Source organism: Dysosmobacter acutus, assembly GCF_018919205.1.
GTDB lineage: Bacteria > Bacillota > Clostridia > Oscillospirales > Oscillospiraceae > Oscillibacter > Oscillibacter acutus.
The window spans coordinates 653,044-669,224 of record NZ_JAHLQN010000001.1 but is presented as its reverse complement, the minus strand read 5'-3'; the positions used below and the strand labels follow the sequence as shown (position 1 = coordinate 669,224).

General features: G+C 58.9%; 12 protein-coding genes. 7 read left to right on the top strand and 5 right to left on the bottom strand.

The window, feature by feature from the left end; translation table 11 throughout:
- Positions 1–47: 47 nt before the first annotated feature.
- The 3 genes from KQI82_RS03095 to KQI82_RS03085 form a co-directional block, all read right to left on the bottom strand.
- A complete protein-coding gene (locus tag KQI82_RS03095; RefSeq protein WP_216558606.1) occupies positions 48–2,612 on the bottom strand; it encodes an S-layer homology domain-containing protein in 2,565 nt (854 codons plus the stop codon).
- Positions 2,613–3,186: 574 nt separating this feature from the next.
- On the bottom strand, positions 3,187–4,692 hold the full coding sequence (locus KQI82_RS03090) for a recombinase family protein (protein WP_216633600.1): 1,506 nt from the start codon (positions 4,690–4,692) through the stop codon (positions 3,187–3,189).
- 213 nt (positions 4,693–4,905) lie between these two features.
- Positions 4,906–7,482: an S-layer homology domain-containing protein gene (locus tag KQI82_RS03085; RefSeq protein ID WP_216558602.1), complete on the bottom strand. Its 2,577-nt coding sequence runs from the start codon at positions 7,480–7,482 to the stop codon at positions 4,906–4,908.
- Positions 7,483–7,826: 344 nt separating this feature from the next.
- On the opposite strand from KQI82_RS03085, the gene KQI82_RS03080 reads away from it, so the two are divergent.
- Entirely contained in the window at positions 7,827–8,648 is an 822-nt protein-coding gene (locus KQI82_RS03080) for a purine-nucleoside phosphorylase (protein WP_216558599.1), read from the top strand.
- Positions 8,649–8,684: 36 nt separating this feature from the next.
- Here the strand turns inward: KQI82_RS03080 and KQI82_RS03075 are convergent, their stop codons facing one another.
- Positions 8,685–9,503 carry a nucleoside phosphorylase gene (locus KQI82_RS03075; protein ID WP_216558597.1) on the bottom strand — a complete coding sequence of 273 codons (819 nt, stop codon included), beginning with the start codon at positions 9,501–9,503 and terminating at the stop codon, positions 8,685–8,687.
- A gap of 120 nt (positions 9,504–9,623) precedes the next feature.
- On the opposite strand from KQI82_RS03075, the gene KQI82_RS03070 reads away from it, so the two are divergent.
- From KQI82_RS03070 to KQI82_RS03045, 6 genes are all read left to right on the top strand, one after another.
- A complete protein-coding gene (locus KQI82_RS03070) occupies positions 9,624–10,481 on the top strand; it encodes a YitT family protein (RefSeq protein ID WP_216558595.1) in 858 nt (285 codons plus the stop codon).
- A 134-nt stretch (positions 10,482–10,615) separates the two neighbouring features.
- Complete coding sequence (locus KQI82_RS03065) at positions 10,616–11,887, top strand: TrkH family potassium uptake protein (RefSeq protein WP_241426596.1); 1,272 nt, start codon at positions 10,616–10,618, stop codon at positions 11,885–11,887.
- A 17-nt stretch (positions 11,888–11,904) separates the two neighbouring features.
- Positions 11,905–12,561, top strand: coding sequence for a potassium channel family protein (locus KQI82_RS03060; protein ID WP_216558593.1), 657 nt, complete (start codon positions 11,905–11,907; stop codon positions 12,559–12,561).
- Positions 12,562–12,685: 124 nt separating this feature from the next.
- Positions 12,686–13,060, top strand: coding sequence for a GntR family transcriptional regulator (locus tag KQI82_RS03055; RefSeq protein WP_216558590.1), 375 nt, complete (start codon positions 12,686–12,688; stop codon positions 13,058–13,060).
- Positions 13,061–13,062: 2 nt separating this feature from the next.
- Positions 13,063–13,905, top strand: a complete 843-nt coding sequence (locus tag KQI82_RS03050) for an ABC transporter ATP-binding protein (RefSeq protein ID WP_216558588.1) — start codon at positions 13,063–13,065, stop codon at positions 13,903–13,905.
- Between the two features lie 8 nt (positions 13,906–13,913).
- Positions 13,914–14,507, top strand: a complete 594-nt coding sequence (locus KQI82_RS03045) for an ABC-2 transporter permease (RefSeq protein ID WP_216558584.1) — start codon at positions 13,914–13,916, stop codon at positions 14,505–14,507.
- Positions 14,508–14,552: 45 nt separating this feature from the next.
- On the opposite strand, the gene KQI82_RS03040 is transcribed toward KQI82_RS03045, so the two are convergent.
- A complete protein-coding gene (locus tag KQI82_RS03040) occupies positions 14,553–16,169 on the bottom strand; it encodes a putative manganese-dependent inorganic diphosphatase (protein ID WP_216558581.1) in 1,617 nt (538 codons plus the stop codon).
- Positions 16,170–16,181: the final 12 nt, after the last annotated feature.

Below are 16,181 nucleotides of genomic sequence, written 5' to 3'. Positions count from 1 at the left end.
GGGGCGTTGCTTATTGCTTGCTTGCAGCTAATCTGAAGTCAGATTACTTAGCGAGCGGTGGCGTCGGTAACGAACAGGTAGGACACCTGGCCAAAGCTGCTGGAGCTGGAGTTGCCGTTGTAGATCACAGCAATCTCAACCTCGGTCAGCTTGCTGTCGTTGCCAGGATCATCGGAAGAGGTCAGGGCATCCTTGATCTCGCCGATGGAGCCCAAGTTGTAATCGGTCAGGTCAATGACCTCAGCCTTGGAGACGTTCAGATCCATATCCTGGCTCTGTGCATCCTGGACCAGGCCAACCAGGTAACGAGTGCCAACAAACTGATCGGCAACAGTGTCCAAAGTCAGGCCAGTAGCCACGGAAGTGGTGTTGGTAGAGCTGGTGTAAGCCTTCAGGGTATAGACGTTATCGTCGCCAGCAGCATAAGTAACGAACTGGCCAGCCAGACCCTGATTCTTGGAGATGACACCCTCAGTCTTCACACCGTCAATATACAGGGTGTAAATGTCAGCAGCCTTGTTGCCCACGCTGGTCTCACCAGTCTTCTTGGAAACGAAGGCCACGTTTGTGCCGGTGGCATCCTCAGCATCGCCGGTAATGACCACATAAGTGATTTCATCATCCTTGTTGAAGACCAGCTTAGCAGACAGGCCGGAAACCTTCTGGACTCCCTCGCGGACGGTGACCTTATCGATCTCGCCGTCATTCACGCTCAGATACACGAACTTCACGCCGGAAGCATAGTAGCCCTTAGAGGGGATGTTGGTGGCGCTGGCGTTCTGAGTCAGGGTCAGGCCGGTATTGTCAACATACTTTCTGCCATCAGAATCATTAGTGGACTCAGCCGTGGTGATCTTATACTCACCGTTGTTCTTGGAGCCGCTGGTGCTGTAGGCATAGATGGTGCCCATGGTCATACCAGCGGGCAGGACACTGGTATCCTCATCATTGGTACCGATGTTCAGGGACACAGCATTGCCCTCCAAGTCATAGCCCTGGGCAACGTGAACCAGCTTGCCATCGACCAGAGTGTTGTACATGCTGCTGTAGATGAAGAAGTCGGTGCCGGTGGTGACATCGGTGATGTACATGGCATAGCCGTACTTATCCAGATACAGAGTGCTGTCCTTGCTGGCGTTGACAACGCTGCCAGCATTCAGATCAGCAAAACCATCGTTGATGGCGCTCAGCTTGTAAGCGGTGCCGTTCAGGGTGACGCCGTTGACATCGCCATTGGTCTTCATGGAGACCTTGGACAGAGCGCCGGAGTCGGTGGTGGCCTTGTAAGCAGCAGCCACTTCCACATCACCGGAAGCAGAAGCCTTAACCGGGGTGATGACCACATAGTCGTCAGCCTTCAGCTGGGACAGGACGGGATAGTAATCGTTGTCCTCGTCAACAGCGACAACGGAAACAACATTGGTATTCTCAGACTCGACCTTCTTCAGGGAGACAGTCTTGGCAGTGGTGCTGACGCGGTTGACCTGCATCAGCTGAGACTTGACAACCACGATATCGGTGATCAGATCAGCGGTATCATCGTCGGTGTAGACCTCAACAACAGTGCCGTTGGCGGTCAGCGCGGGGATGTCAGTCAGCTTGGTAATGCTCTTGTCGTCCAGACGACCGTTGGTATAAGCAGTAAACTGCACGCCATCGGTATCGCTATCCTGGTCAGCCAGCTTGTAGTTCTTCAGGCCCATGTTCTTGACCTTATCAGCAGCATCGTCGCCAGAGGCGGCAGCAGTGTAGGTGAAGGTGGGCTGCTTGGCATAGGTGCCAAAGGTCACGTTCTTGTAGCTCCAGGAGTTGGAGGGACGGCCGAAATCATCGCTGTCGTTGCTGTTGCTGATCTTCAGAGCGCCGAAGTGCTCCTCAGCAAACTGCATGTAGCCGTCATCCTTGATGTTGCCATCAGAGGAACCGTTGTTCTCAACCTTGTAGGCCTTCTGGGAGCCAACGATGACCTGAGCGTCGCCGGTGGTGACGGAAACGGTGGTGCCGTCATAGGTAACCTGGGTAGCCTTCAGCATGTTCAGAGCGTACAGGCAGGCCTCCTCACGGGTGACCTCGCTGTTGCCGCCGAACTCGTCATTGCCGTTGGTCAGGCCGATGCCGTTGGAGACCTTGGCAACGTTCAGGGTCCAGCCGGAGCCGGTGAACTTCTCGGTCTCGGAGCTGTAGCCCAGAGCGGTCAGCAGCATCTTCACGAACTGATAGCCGGTCAGGGTAGCGGTGGGACGGAAGGTGCCATCGCTGTAGCCGTCCAGAATCTTCGCGTTCTTGCAGTAGGAGATGTAGGCGGCGGCCCAGTAATCAGCGGCCACATCCTTAAAGGGAGCGGCGCTGACGGTCAGCTTGTCAGCCGTGGCCTGGGTCAGCAGCAGGCCGCACATGATCTTGGCAGCCTGGGCGCGGTTCAGAGCGGTGTCGGGCTTGAAGGAACCGTCTTCATAGCCGGAGATGATGCCAAGCTTGTTCAGCACGGCAACAGCCTCGGAGTAGGTGATCTCGTCCTTGTCGGTGAGATCCTTGTACTCCGCAGCGCTTGCAACGGTGAACAGGGACAGCGCCATCACCAGAGCAAGTGCCAGAGAAAGGAACTTCTTCATTGGATTTCCTCCTTTAAAATTTACCGGATTCCCGGCGTTTTCGAACATCCGGTTCGCCGCCCCATTCTTTGACACGGCACACATACCGTGGCATGCCGGTCCTGTATCTGTGCCGGGCCCACGGGGTGGTTTCCCCTCTGTTCACGTCGTATCTTACAGGAATCATTTTTGTTTGTAAAGCCTTTTACCTTTACAGACAAAGTACAACAGGTTATAAGGCCACGATTTTTTGACTGCTCAAGTCCCGTGGCTCCGCTCGTATAGCTATAAAAACGCCAATCCATCCCTTGCTGTGAGAGTGACTTTTGCGCGAAAAAGCGCAATATACCTATTTAAAAATCAAGTCGCAAAGGCAGGTGTCCTGAACCGCAAAGAAATAGACCGGATAGGAGAAGCTTGCCGCCAACGGCAAATATGAGGGCTATACCTTTGAGCGTTGCCCATGACTTTTTCCCGCTTCCCGCCCCCGGCCAACTGTATGAGCCGCTGTGTTACAGTTATGTTACAAGTGGGCGAATCCTCTCCATACAAAAAGAACTCCCCGGCAGCAGGGAGTTCTTGGGGTGGTCTATATTCAGATTTTCCATTCAATGCATAGCGTTTCGCTGGTGGCGCGGATGGAGGAGATCAGCAGGTCCACCGTCAGGCGCTTGTCTCCAAAGTCAACGTCTTCCCACTCGCCCAACTGCCGGGCCAGCTCCTCCACCGTCTCCGGCGTGACCGCATCGGCGCTCAGCTGGCTGATTTCCCGGGCCAGTTCCTGGCGGCGGCTGTCCAACTCCGCCACACGGGCGTTCACATAGGAAAGCAGCACGGAGTTGGCCTGGGCAAGAGCGTCCACCAATCGCTCGATCTCCTGCTCCACCCGGAGCCGCTCCGCCTGCAGCGCGGTCATCCGGGGATTGCCCACCCCGGAGGCCTGTCCCTCCCGCCGGACCAGTGCCACCTTTTCCGCCATCTCCTGAAAAATCCGCTGTTCCAGCTCAGCGGTCCGGATTTTCCCGCAGCCCACACAGCTCTTGTTGTCCAGCCGCTTGGTGCAGCGCAGATACTGCACCCCGGTCCGGCCGGTGACGCTGGTGAGGGCGTAGCCGCAGTTGCCGCACTTGATCTTTCCGGCCAGCCAGGTGTGGGTTGCCTTCCGGGCGGATTGAATCTTCATGTTGTTCATCAGCTTTTTCCGGCACCTGAGCCACAGCTCCGCCGGGACAAAGCCCGCGTGGGGCGCCAGGACCAGAAGCTGGCCGTTGAGGTCGTGCAGCTTGTTCCCCTTGGCCTCCCGGCCCTGGTAGAGGTAGCAGCCGTTGACACCCGCAAACTCCTCCGGGTCGTTGGCAATCACGGCCCCCTGAGACTGAAAGAAATTGTAGATGCTCCGGTCCGCCTGGACGTAAACCGGGTTTCGCAGCATCTGGGCCAGGGTGGCCCGGCTGAGCTCCCGGCCATGGAAGAGGACGCCGGAACGGGTGAACTGCCGGGTGATGTCGCCGTAGGAGACCTGGGGCTGGGCATAGAGCTCAAACATCGTGCGGACATGGTCGGCCTCCTCCGGGTTGACCACCAGCTTTTTTGTGTGGATGCCGTCTAAGACAACGGGCTCGGCGTGGAAGCCGTAGGGCGGCTTGCCGCCCATGCGGAAGCCCTTTTGGCCTCGGGAGTAGTAGGCGTCGGTGATGCGCTTCTGGATGGTCTCCCGCTCCAGCTGGGCGAAGACGATGCAGATGTTCAGCATGGCCCGGCCCATTGGCGTGGAGGTGTCGAACTTCTCCGTGGAGGAGACGAACTCCACGTTGTGCTCCTGAAAGAGCTCCATCATGTTGGAAAAGTCCAGGATGGAACGGCTGATTCGGTCCAGCTTGTAGACCACCACCTTGGAGATCAGGCCCCGTTTGATGTCGCCGATCAGCTCCTGGAAGTTGGGGCGGTCGGTGTTTTTGCCGGAGTAGCCCCGGTCCACGTATTCGCGGCAGGAGTCACCCTGCAGCTCGAACCGGCAGAACTCGATCTGGCTCTCGATGGAGATGCTGTCCTTCTTGTCCACGGACTGGCGTGCATAGATGGCGTTGAAGCGGTGATTCATCACTTGGGTTCTCTCCTCCCGGGAAATCCGCCCTTTCCGGCGCGGCGTCAGGACGCGCAAGAAGAGCCGGTTATGGAACTCGCCGTTTTCCGGCTATTATAGCGCATCCGGAAGGGCGCTGACAATCCAATTGTCGAAAAAGGGCGAAAAAGCACCCCGGACGAAAGTCCGGGGTGCTTTTGGGGTTATGCTGGGTGCTAATAGGAAGTTGGATCAGTCGGTAACAACGTTGGTGTCAACCACAAACAGGTAAGACACGGTGTTGTAAGCAGACGCGCTGGTGTTGCCGTTGTAGATATAAGCCAACTGGACATTGTTAACGCTCTCGGTCTTCAGCAGGTCGGCGATATCAGAGATAGAACCGATCTTGTTGTCAGACAGGTCGATGACCTCGGCATCCTTGGCGTTCAGCTCAGTGCTGTTGACGACAACGATGCGGTTGTCGATCAGGGCATCAATCTTACCATCAGAGCTGGTGTCGTCGATCACACCGATATCAACGGAAGTGGTCTTATCGGTAGCGGCGTACACCTTCAGAGTATAGACATTGTCGTCATTGGCAGCATAGGTGACGAACTTGCCTTCCATGCCCAAGTTGGTGGAAATCACGTCCTTGGTCTCGACGCCGTCAATGTACAGGGTGTACACGGCAGCGGCCTTGGTGCCCACCTTGGTGGTGCCGGTCTGAGCGGAGACATAGGCCACGCTGGTGCCGGTTGCGTCGGAAGCCTCGTCAGCGACAACCACGTACTTGACGTAACCGTTCTTGTCGACGATCAGGCTCATATCAGTGTCCTTCACTTCCTGGACGCCATCCTTGACCGTGACAGACTTCACGTCAGTCTTGGCAGTATCGTCCCAATTGATGAAGACGAACTTCACACCGGAGGCAAAGTACTGGCCGTCAATCTTGGTGGCACCGGCAGCAACGTCCTTGACGCTGGTCGCAACATAGTGATCGTCACCCGCTTCGGTGGCCGCAGCGGTCACCACATACTCGCCGTCGTTGACAGGATTCTCGGTGGTGTAGGAATAGACATTGCCCGGATGCAGACTTTCTGCACCGCCTGCATCCTTATCGGTACCGACGTTCAGGGAGACAGCGTTGCCGGCCAGGTCGAAGCCCTGGACAACATGCACGATCTTGCCGTCGGACAGGGAGGAATAGGTGGTGTCATAGACAAAGAAGTTGGCGGAAGCGTCCACGTCCTTGATGTACACGGCGTAGCCGTACTTATCCACATAGACGGTGCAGTCCTTCTTGGAGTTCAGAACGGTGTTGGCCTGATTCAGGTCAACGAAGCAGTTGCCCTTGGTGGCAGCCAGCTTGTAAGCGGTGCCGTTCACGGTGACGCCGTTGGTAGCACCGGAACTGTTCAGGGAAACCTTGGTCAGCAGGCCGGTGTCCGTGGTGGGCTTGTAGGCAGCGGCAACTTTATAGCCATTGCCATCCCGAACGGGAGTGATCATGACATAATCGTCGGCCTTCATCTGGGACAGAACAGCATAGTAGTCATTGTCCTCATCGGCAGCGGCGACAGACTCACCGGCCTCGTTGACCTTCTTCAGGGATACGGTCTTGGCGACAGAGTTGACCTTGTTGATCTGCATCAGCTGAGACTTCACGACAACCACGTCGGTGATCAGGTCGGCGGTATCCTCATCCACATAGACCTCGACCACGGTGCCGTTGCCGGTCTGGGCAGCCAGCTCTTTCATGGTGTTGATCTGGAAGCCGTCCTTGTTAGCAGTATCGCCTGCCCCGGTTACTTCCTGGCCATTGACCACGGCATTGACAGCGGAAGCGTAGGAAGCAGTCTCGCCCTCAGCGGCGATATTGCGGGTAGCGAATTTGTAGCCCTTCAGTCCCAGAGCCTTGGCGTCCTCAGCCTCGGTGTTGTTGGCATAGGAACCAACGCCGGAGGTATAGACGAAGTCAGGCTGCTTGGCAAAGGTGCCAAAGGAAACGTTGCGATAGCTCCAGGTGTTGGAGGGACGGCCGAAATCGTCCTCGTCGTTGCTGTTGCTGATCTTCAGAGCGCCAAAGTGCTCCTCAGCAAACTGCATGTAGCCATCGTCCTTGATGTTGCCGTCGGAATCGCCGTTGTTGACAACATTGTAAGCCTTGGTATTGTTGATGTTCACCTGGGTGTCGCCGGTGGAAACGTCAACAGACAGGCCGTCATAGGTGACCTCGGTGGCCTTCAGCATGTTCAGAGCATACAGGCAGGCCTCCTCACGGGTGACCTCGCTGTTGCCGCCGAACTCCACGTTGCCCTTGGTCAGGCCAACGGTGTTGATCTTGCTGGCAACGTTCAGGGTCCAGCCGCGGCCAACAAAGCCTTCCTTGGCAGAATCATAACCCAGAGCGGTCAGCAGCATCTTGCAGAACTGATAGCCGGTCAGGGTAGCGGTGGGCTTGAAGGTGCCATCGCTGTAGCCGTCCAGGATACCTGCGTTCTTGCAGTAGGAGATGTAGGCAGCGGCCCAGTAGTCGGCGGCCACATCCTTGAAGGGAGCGGCGCTGACGGTCAGCTTGTCAGCTGTAGCCTGGGTCAGCAGCAGGCCGCACATAATCTTGGCAGCCTGGGCGCGGTTCAGAGCGGTGTCGGGCTTGAAGGAACCGTCTTCATAACCCTCGATGATGCCAAGCTTGTTCAGCACGGCAACAGCCTCGGAGTAGGTGATCTCGTCCTTATCGGACAGATCCTTGTACTCCGCAGCGCTTGCAACGGTGAACAGGGACAGAGCCATCACCAGAGCAAGTGCCAGAGAAAGGAACTTCTTCATGGGATTTCCTCCTTTAAAATTTACCGGTTTACCGGCATTTTCGAACATCCGGATCGCCGCCCCATCTTTGACACGGCACACATACCGTGGCATGCCGGTCCTGTATCTGTGCCGGGCCCACGGGGTGGTTCTCCCTCTGTTCACGTCGTATCTTACAGGAAGTGTTTTTGTTTGTAAAGTGATTTCGCCCACTTGTAACATAACTGTAACACAGCGGCTCATACAGTTGGCCGGGGTGACACCTTATTAATAAAAAGGCCGCATTGACAGAACCGCTTCTTTTATGTTAGAGTGATCTCAATTTCTTCCGGCTGCGGCCGCAAGCTTGAGGAGGCGATGGGATCATGTCCTGCTCCTATGAGGACTATCAGGAAATCGCAGCATTTTTAAAACAAAAAATTGACTTCACGCCGGAGGTTGCCTTGGTTTTGGGCACCTCCCTTGGACCCTTTGCCTTGGAGATTGAGAACAGCGTCTGCGTGGATTACGCCGACATCCCCCACTTTCTCCGCTCCACCGCCCCGGGCCACGCCGGAAAGCTGATTTTCGGCACCGTGGCCGGAAAGCGGGTGGTCTGCATGTCGGGCCGCTTCCACTCCTATGAGGGCTACACCTTTGAGCAGCTTGTGCTGCCGGTCCGGGTATTTAAGCTGCTGGGCGCCAAAACCACCATTCTCACCAACGCCGCCGGGGCCGTCAACACGATCTACAAGCCCGGCGACATCATGCTTTTGAAAGACCACATCAAGTTTACCGGGGCAAGCCCTCTGCGGGGGCCCAACCTTGATGCGTTCGGACCCCGGTTTTTCGACACCTCCGGGATGTACACCCCGGAGCTTCGCCAGCTTGCCCTGCGCTGCGCCGAGGGCTCCGGCCTCACCGTCCACGAGGGCGTCTACTTCTTCTACACCGGTCCCCAGTTTGAAACGCCGGCGGAGATCCGGGCGGTGCGCCTGCTTGGCGGCGACGTGGTGGGCATGTCCACCGTCACCGAGGCGCTGACCGCCGCCCACTGCTCCATGCCGCTGCTGGCCATGTCGGTTGTCACCAACATGGCGGCCGGCGTCCTTCCCCAGCGGCTGAGTTCCGAAGAGGTTGAGGCGGCTGCCATGGCTGCGGCGCCAAAATTCAGCGCTTATGTGAAGAAGATCATACAAGCCCTGTAGAAAAGCAGCCGCCTCTTGGGCGGCTGCTTTTTCACATCATTTCGTTAAACCGGGAAAATAGTAACGTTTCCCGGCTTCCGCCTTGGCCCGGTCCCACTCCGTCAGGATGCGGACCGCCTCGGCCCCGGCAAGACACGCGGATTTCTCCGCCTCCGGGTCCTCCTTCCACTCGCCGGTGAGGCGGTGGGAGACCACGGTGGCGCACATGCCCGAGCGCTTTCCGAAAAGGCGGCTGAGGGTGGTGACGGTGGCGCCCTCCATCTCAAAATTCAGCACCCCGGCGGCGCGCATGTCCGCAAACATGGCGTCGCACCAGGAGGGGTAGAAGCCGTTGTACGCCGGGCGGCACTGGCCGGCATAGAATGACCCGCTGGTGCAGCCGGTGCCCACATGGTAGCGCAGCCCCAGGTTTTCGCAGGCTTGGATCAGGGCCAGCACCACCTCATAGGAGGCGGAGGCGGGATACTCATCCCGGACATAGAGGTTGGCGGCCCCGTCCAGCCGGACGTTGGAGTCGTTGATGATGATGTCGCCCACCTGAATGCCCTCCTGAATGGCGCCGGTGGTCCCCACGCGGATCAGCGTGTGGGCGCCCCAGCGGAAGAGGTCCATCAGGGCAAGCTCCGTGCTGGGCCCGCCCATGCCGGTGGAGTAGGCGCCGATGGGCGCGCCGCGGTAGGTGCCGTGGGCGCCCTTCTGCTGCCGGGCCAGGGTGAACACCTCCGCCCCCTCGTCCCACTGGGCGGCCATCCGCTCCACCCGGTTGGGGTCGCCGGGGATCAGAATATAGCCGGGCACCTGCTCCGGCGCGTTTTGATCCACATGGCCGATATCCGCTGCGCAAAGCGTTTTCATCGAATTCCCTCCTTTATTTTGTCTCTTCATTATAAAAGTCCGGACAGGGCCTGTCAATCCGCGGCTTTTCTTCGCAGCCGGGCCGCTGCCCGGGCATACTACAAAAAGGAGTGATCTGATATGAATGAGAAAACACGTCAGGCTGTATACGACACTGTGGCGATCTTGGGCGGCTCTTTGCTGTTGGACGCCGGACTGGTCATATTCACCATCCCCAACAACATCGCCCCGGGTGGCGTCTCCGGTTTGGCCACCGCTCTTGCTCAGCTGCTGCCGCTGTCCATCGGCGTGCTGGCCCTGCTTTTAAACGCGCCGCTGGTCATCGCCGGAGTGATTGTTCTGGGCTGGAAGCCCCTGGCCAAAACACTGGTGGCAACGGTCCTCTGCTCCGTGTTCATCGATGTTCTGACGCCGCTGCTGCCGGTCTACACCAACAATGTGCTCCTGTCGGCGGTCTTGGGCGGCGCCATGATCGGCGGCGGCATAGGGGCCCTCTTTTTGCGGGGACTCAGCTCCGGCGGAACGGACCTTCTCACGCTGATGCTGCAGAAAAAATTTCCCAATCTTCCCCTGGGCATGCTGATGATGTGCATCGACGCCTCTGTGGTGGTGTTCGCCGTTCTGATCTTCAAAGACCTTGAGGTGGCTCTCTACTCGGGCGTCACCATTTTCGTGTGTTCCAAGGTCATCGACAGCGTGATGGAGGGCGTGAACTTTGCCAAAGTGGTCTATATCATCACGGACATGGGTGGCACCATGACCGCGGCTCTCAACGCCCAGCTGGACCGGGGCGTCACCGTGGTCCCCGCCAAGGGCGGCTACAGCGGTCTGGACAAGACCGTTCTGATGACTGTCACCCGCCGCAACGCCCTTGCTCAGACCCTGCGGCTGATCAAGCAGACCGACCCCCACGCCTTTTTGTTCGTGGTCAACGCGGCGGAGGTCCACGGCGAGGGGTTCCGCGCGCTGGAGGGCTGAGCATCCGGTTTCTTTTGGGGAAAACGGAGCATGCTATCCTTATCTCTCATCCGCTGTAAGGGGGGATTCCACTGCATAGAAAACTGAAGTTCACCGCCACCCGGACGCTGTCGCTGGGCTTTGCCGCCATCATCTTGTTTGGTGCGCTGATCCTGATGCTGCCGGTCTGCAACCGCAGTGGAACATGGATTTCCTTTTTTGACGCGCTGTTCACCGCCACTTCCGCCACCTGCGTCACGGGCCTGGTGGTCTTCGACACCTACACACAGTTCACCTGTCTGGGCCAGGCCGTGATCCTCCTGCTCATTCAGGTCGGCGGGCTGGGCTTCATGTCTCTTGCCCTGTTTTTCCCGCTGGTCCTCCGGCGGCGGATCGGCCTCAAGGAGCGTTCCTTTCTGATGGAGGCGCTGAGCACCCAGCAATTAGGCGGCGTGGTCCGGCTGGTGAAGCACCTGCTCTGCGGCACCTTTTTGGTGGAGCTGTTGGGCGCGCTTTTGCTGATGACCCGGTTTGTCCCGGCCTTCGGCCTGCCCCAGGGCGCCTGGTACGCGGTTTTCCACTCCGTCTCCGCCTTTTGCAACGCCGGCTTTGACCTGATGGGCCGGTTTTCCCCCTACGCCTCTCTTGCCCCCTTTGCCGGTGACGCGGTGGTGAACCTGACCATCTGCGCCCTCATCGTCATCGGCGGCATTGGCTTCATCGTCTGGGAGGACGTCCTGCAGCATGGACTTCAACTGCGCAGGTATTCCTTCCACGCCCGGGTGGTGCTGCTGGCCTCCGCCGTGCTGATTCTCTCCGGCACAGCCCTCTTCTATCTGACAGAGCGCCGGGGCCTGCTTGCCGGGCTCCCCCTTGGACAGCAGCTGCTGCGCGCCCTCTTTCTCTCCGTCTCTCCCCGCACCGCCGGATTCAACACGGTGGACATGGGCGCCCTCTCCTCAAGCGGATACCTGCTGACGGTGCTCTTCATGTTCATCGGCGCGGCTCCCGGCTCCACCGGCGGCGGCATCAAGGTCACCACCTTTGTGGTGCTGGGCTGCGCGGTGGCCGCCCATATGCGCGGCTCCTCAGACACGGACCTGCTGGACCGGCGGGTAGACCCTCTCCAGGTGAAAAAGGCCTTCTGCTCTGTGACATGGTATCTGTCCCTGGCGTTCACAGGCTGTTTTCTGATTTCGCTTGAGCGGGACCTGCCCATCCACTCCATTGTTTTCGAATGCTTTTCCGCCATCGGCACCGTCGGACTTTCCACAGGCATTACCCGGATGCTGGCCCCCGCCTCCCGGCTGGTGCTGATATTGCTGATGTTCGCCGGGCGGATCGGCAGCCTGACGGTCTTCATGACCATCACCGAGCGGCAGGAGCGGCGGCTGCGCAACCCTGTGGAAAAAATCATCATCGGTTAACGGAAGGAGCTGATACAATGCGTTCCATGCTGGTCATCGGCTTAGGCCGCTTCGGCAGCAATCTGGCCCTCAAGCTCACGGAGCTTGGGAATGAGGTCATGGTGGTGGATAAGGACGACGCCGTCATCGAAGAAATCGCCCCTCTGGTCACCCGGGCCCAGATCGGGGACTGTATGGACGAGTCCATCCTCCGCTCGTTGGGCGTGCGGAATTTTGATGTGTGCTTTGTCTGCATCTCCGACGATTTCCAGTCCTCCCTTGAGATCACCTCTTTGCTCAAGGACCTGGGCGCGCCCTATGTGGTGGCCAAGGCCAACCGGGACATCCACGCCAAATTCCTGCGCAAGATCGGCGCGGACGAGGTGGTTTACCCGGAGCGGGACATGGCCAAGCGGGCCGCCGTCCGCTTCAGCGTGGCCCACGCCTTTGACTACATTGAGCTGTCGGAGGAGTACGCGCTTTTTGAGTTGGAGGTTCCCTCCTCCTGGGTGGGCAAAACCCTGAAGGACCTGGACATCCGCAGCCGCCACAGCGTCAACGTCATCGGCGTCAGGGAAAACGGGCGCGTCACCCCCATCACCAACGCCGACCGGCCCTTTACCACACAGGAGCACCTGCTGCTGTGCGGCGGCAAGGAGGACGTGCTCCGGCTGACCAGCGGAGCCTCCCGCTGATTTACAATGACAGAGTTTCCATCCGCGGCCCAAAAGGCCGCGGATTTTTTTCAAAAAAACGCTTGACATGCCGTTCATACTGTGTATACTGTATATGAACAGTAAAACAAAAGGAGGCGTCAAGTTGAAGCTTTACATCAGCAATGCCTCCGGCCAGCCCATCTACGATCAGATTTACACCCAGATCAAAGCCAACATCATCTCCGGCGATCTCACCCCGGGCGAAGCGCTGCCCTCCATCCGGTCCCTGGCAAAGGACCTGCGTATTTCCGTCATCACCACCAAGCGGGCCTACGATGAACTGGAGAACGAGGGATTTTTGTACACCGTGGCCGGCAAAGGCAGCTTTGTGGCGGAGCGGAATACGGAACTGATCCGGGAGGAGCACCTCAAGCAGATCGAATCCTGCCTGCAACGGGCAGTGGAGCTGGCCGCCGCATGTAATCTCACTCATTCGGAGTTGGAAGAGATGCTCCGGATCCTACTGAAGGAGGACTAATCATGGAAAACGCATTGGAGTTGCGGGGCGTCAGCCGCGCCTTTAAGGGCTTTGCCCTGCAGGATGTGACGCTGGACCTGCCCGCAGGCACCATCCTGGGCCTGATCGGAGAAAACGGAGCGGGCAAGTCCACCACCATCCGCCTCATTATGAACGCGCTGGCACGGGACAGCGGTGAGATCCATGTGTTGGGCGTGGACAACCGCAGCCGTGAGTTCCTATCGGTGAAGGACGACATCGGCGTGGTGTTGGACGAGGCCCACTTCCCCGAGCTCATCACCGTCCGGCAGGTGAACGCCATCATGAAGGACACCTACCGCCGCTGGGACGAGGCCCTCTATTTCCAGTACATCCAGCGCTTTGAGCTGCCGGAGAAAAAGCCGTTCAAGGACTTTTCCCGGGGCATGACCATGAAGTTAGCCATCGCGGTGGCTCTCTCCCACCACCCCAGGTTTTTGATCCTGGACGAGGCCACCAGCGGCCTGGACCCCATTGTCCGGGACGAGATTCTGGACCTTTTCGCGGAGTTTACCCGGGAGGAAGACCACTCCATTCTGATCTCCTCCCATATCATCAGCGATCTGGAGAAGATCTGCGACTACATCGCTTTCCTTCACCAAGGAAAGCTCCTGTTCTGCGAGGAAAAGGACCGGCTTCTTGAGACCTACGGCATTGTCCAGGGCGAACTGGAGCTGCCGGAGGAAGCGGTGGCGGGGCATCAGCGGGGCAAGTACGGCACCAAGACCCTGGTGCGCCGGGACCTGGTCCCCTCCGCCATTCCCGTGGAGAAGGCCGGCATCGAAGAGATCATTTTGTTTTTGGTAAAGGGGGAGCAGATTCAATGAAGGCTCTTTTGAAAAAAGACTTTTACGTTCTTTCCAAACAGCTGCGCTTTTTCCTGGTAGCCATGGTGGTGTTTGCCGCCCTGCCCAGCAGCTCCACCTCCCTGTTCGCCGTGGTCTACGCCAGCATGCTGCCCTACTCCACCATGGCCTACGACGAGCGGTGCAAATGGGACCGGCTGGCAGCCATGCTGCCCTACTCCACCTGGGACATCGTGCTGTCCAAATACATGTTGGGCTATCTCTGCTGCGGAGGCGTGGCCCTGGTGGCCGTCGCGGCCAAGGTCATTTTTATCACCCTGGGCGTTGCTGCCGGCGGCGATTCCCCGCTGGTCGTGCTTGTGGCCCTGTCCGTGGCCACGATTCTGATGGCCCTGACCCTGCCGCCCATGTTCCGCTTCGGCGTGGAGCGGGGCCGGATGTTCTACATCATTGTCATCGTGGCCATCGCCACCAGTTCCCTCACCATTTTAGACGTTGCGGATACGGCGGCCGCGGCGCCCGCCATGCAGCTGGCCGGGATCGCGGCGCCCATTGCCGCGGTGGTGATCAACGCGGTCTCCATCCTCCTCTCCGTCCGCCTCTATCCCCGCAGGGATGTGTAACAAAGAAGAGCCGCGCCTTCTGGCGCGGCTCTTCTTTGTTTTCTTTTAACCCCACAGGGCGGACAGGGCGGGAATGACCTGCTTTTTCCGGGACATGACTCTGGACAAAAACACGGTGTTGCCCGCGGGCTTGCTGTTGAAGGCCTGCTCGATGGTCTGCTCGTCGCCTAAGAACAGGATCTGGGACCCCTCCCGCAGCACGTCTGTCAGCATCAGCAGCAGCATGTCGTAGCGGCGGCGGGACTTGAGGTCCGCCATCACCTTCAAAAACTCCTCCTTGCGCTCCAGGAGGTGCTTGGAGTCCAGACAGGTGATCTGGCTGACGCCCAGGTAGTGTCCGGCAATGTGGAACTCCTTGAAGTCGGTCTTGAGCATCTCCTCGGCGGACTTCTCGTCGCCGCTGCTTGCGGAGAAAATCTGCTTGCCCAGCTCCTCCAGCGACACGCTGGCAATGCGCGCCAGACGCTGGGCCACCTCCACGTCCCGCTGGGTGCAGGTGGGGGATTTGAACATCACTGTGTCGGACACGATGGCGGAGGCCATCAGCCCGGCCATCTTCTCCGTGGGCATCAGCCCCTTGTCCTGGTACATCCCGGCGATGATGGTGGTGGTGCTGCCCACCGGCTCGTTGCGGACATAGATGGGATTGGCTGTCTGGATGTCCGCCAGACGGTGGTGGTCGATGATCTCCAGAATCTCCGCCTGATCCAAGCCGCGGACCGACTGGGCCGCCTCGTTGTGGTCCACCAGCACCACCCGCTTGCGGCGGGGGCGCAGCAGGTGGAAGCGGGACAGCGTGCCCACCACCTTCTCGCTTTCATCCAGTATGGGATAGGAGCGGAAGCGGCTTTGCAGCACCGCCTCCCGCACATCGTCGATATAGTCGTCCAGATGGAAGCAGACCAAATCTTCCCGTTTGCACACCCGGCTCACCGGCAATGAGTGGCAGATCAGCCGCACCGTGCGGTAGGCGTCGAACGGGGTGGAGATGATGCAGGTATTGCCCGGAAGCTTCAAAAGCTCCTCATCCAACTCCGCCTGGCAGATGATGACGCATCCCACGCCCACCTCAAGGGCGTGGCGGATCATCTCAGGCTGCTCGCCGCAGACCACGATGCTGTCCCTGCTGGAAAAGAGCAGGTTGCGGCGGCTGGTGGGCAGGGCGATGGTCACCTCGCCGGAAACCGTGTCCACCGTGTTGCTTCCCTCATTTAAAATCCGGCCCTCGATGACGGACAGCAGGTTGTACACCGGCACGCCGCTCACATAGGGGTTGCGGACGGAGGACATGTCGTAGGCGGCGATATCTCCGGCGGAGAGCATGCCGTAGAGGGTTCCATCCTCATTGGCCACCGGGATGGCGGAGATGTGGTCGTCGCCGTGGATGGTGTGCCAGGCCCGGCTGACGGTGACTCCGGCGCTGAGGGTGGGGGGCGTATCGTAGTCCAGGTCCCGCACCTGGGTACGGACATTCTCGATCAGCTTGGGGGGGCGGAAGCCGAACCGGTCCAGCACGGCCTGGGTCTCGTCACTGAGCCGGCCGAGACAGGCGGCCTGGTACTCCCGGCTACCCAGGGCGTTCTTCAGCGCCGCATAGGCCATGGCCGATACCACGGAGTCCGTGTCCGGGTTGCGGTGTCCTGTAATGTAAATGGTATCCATCGTTCCTCTCCC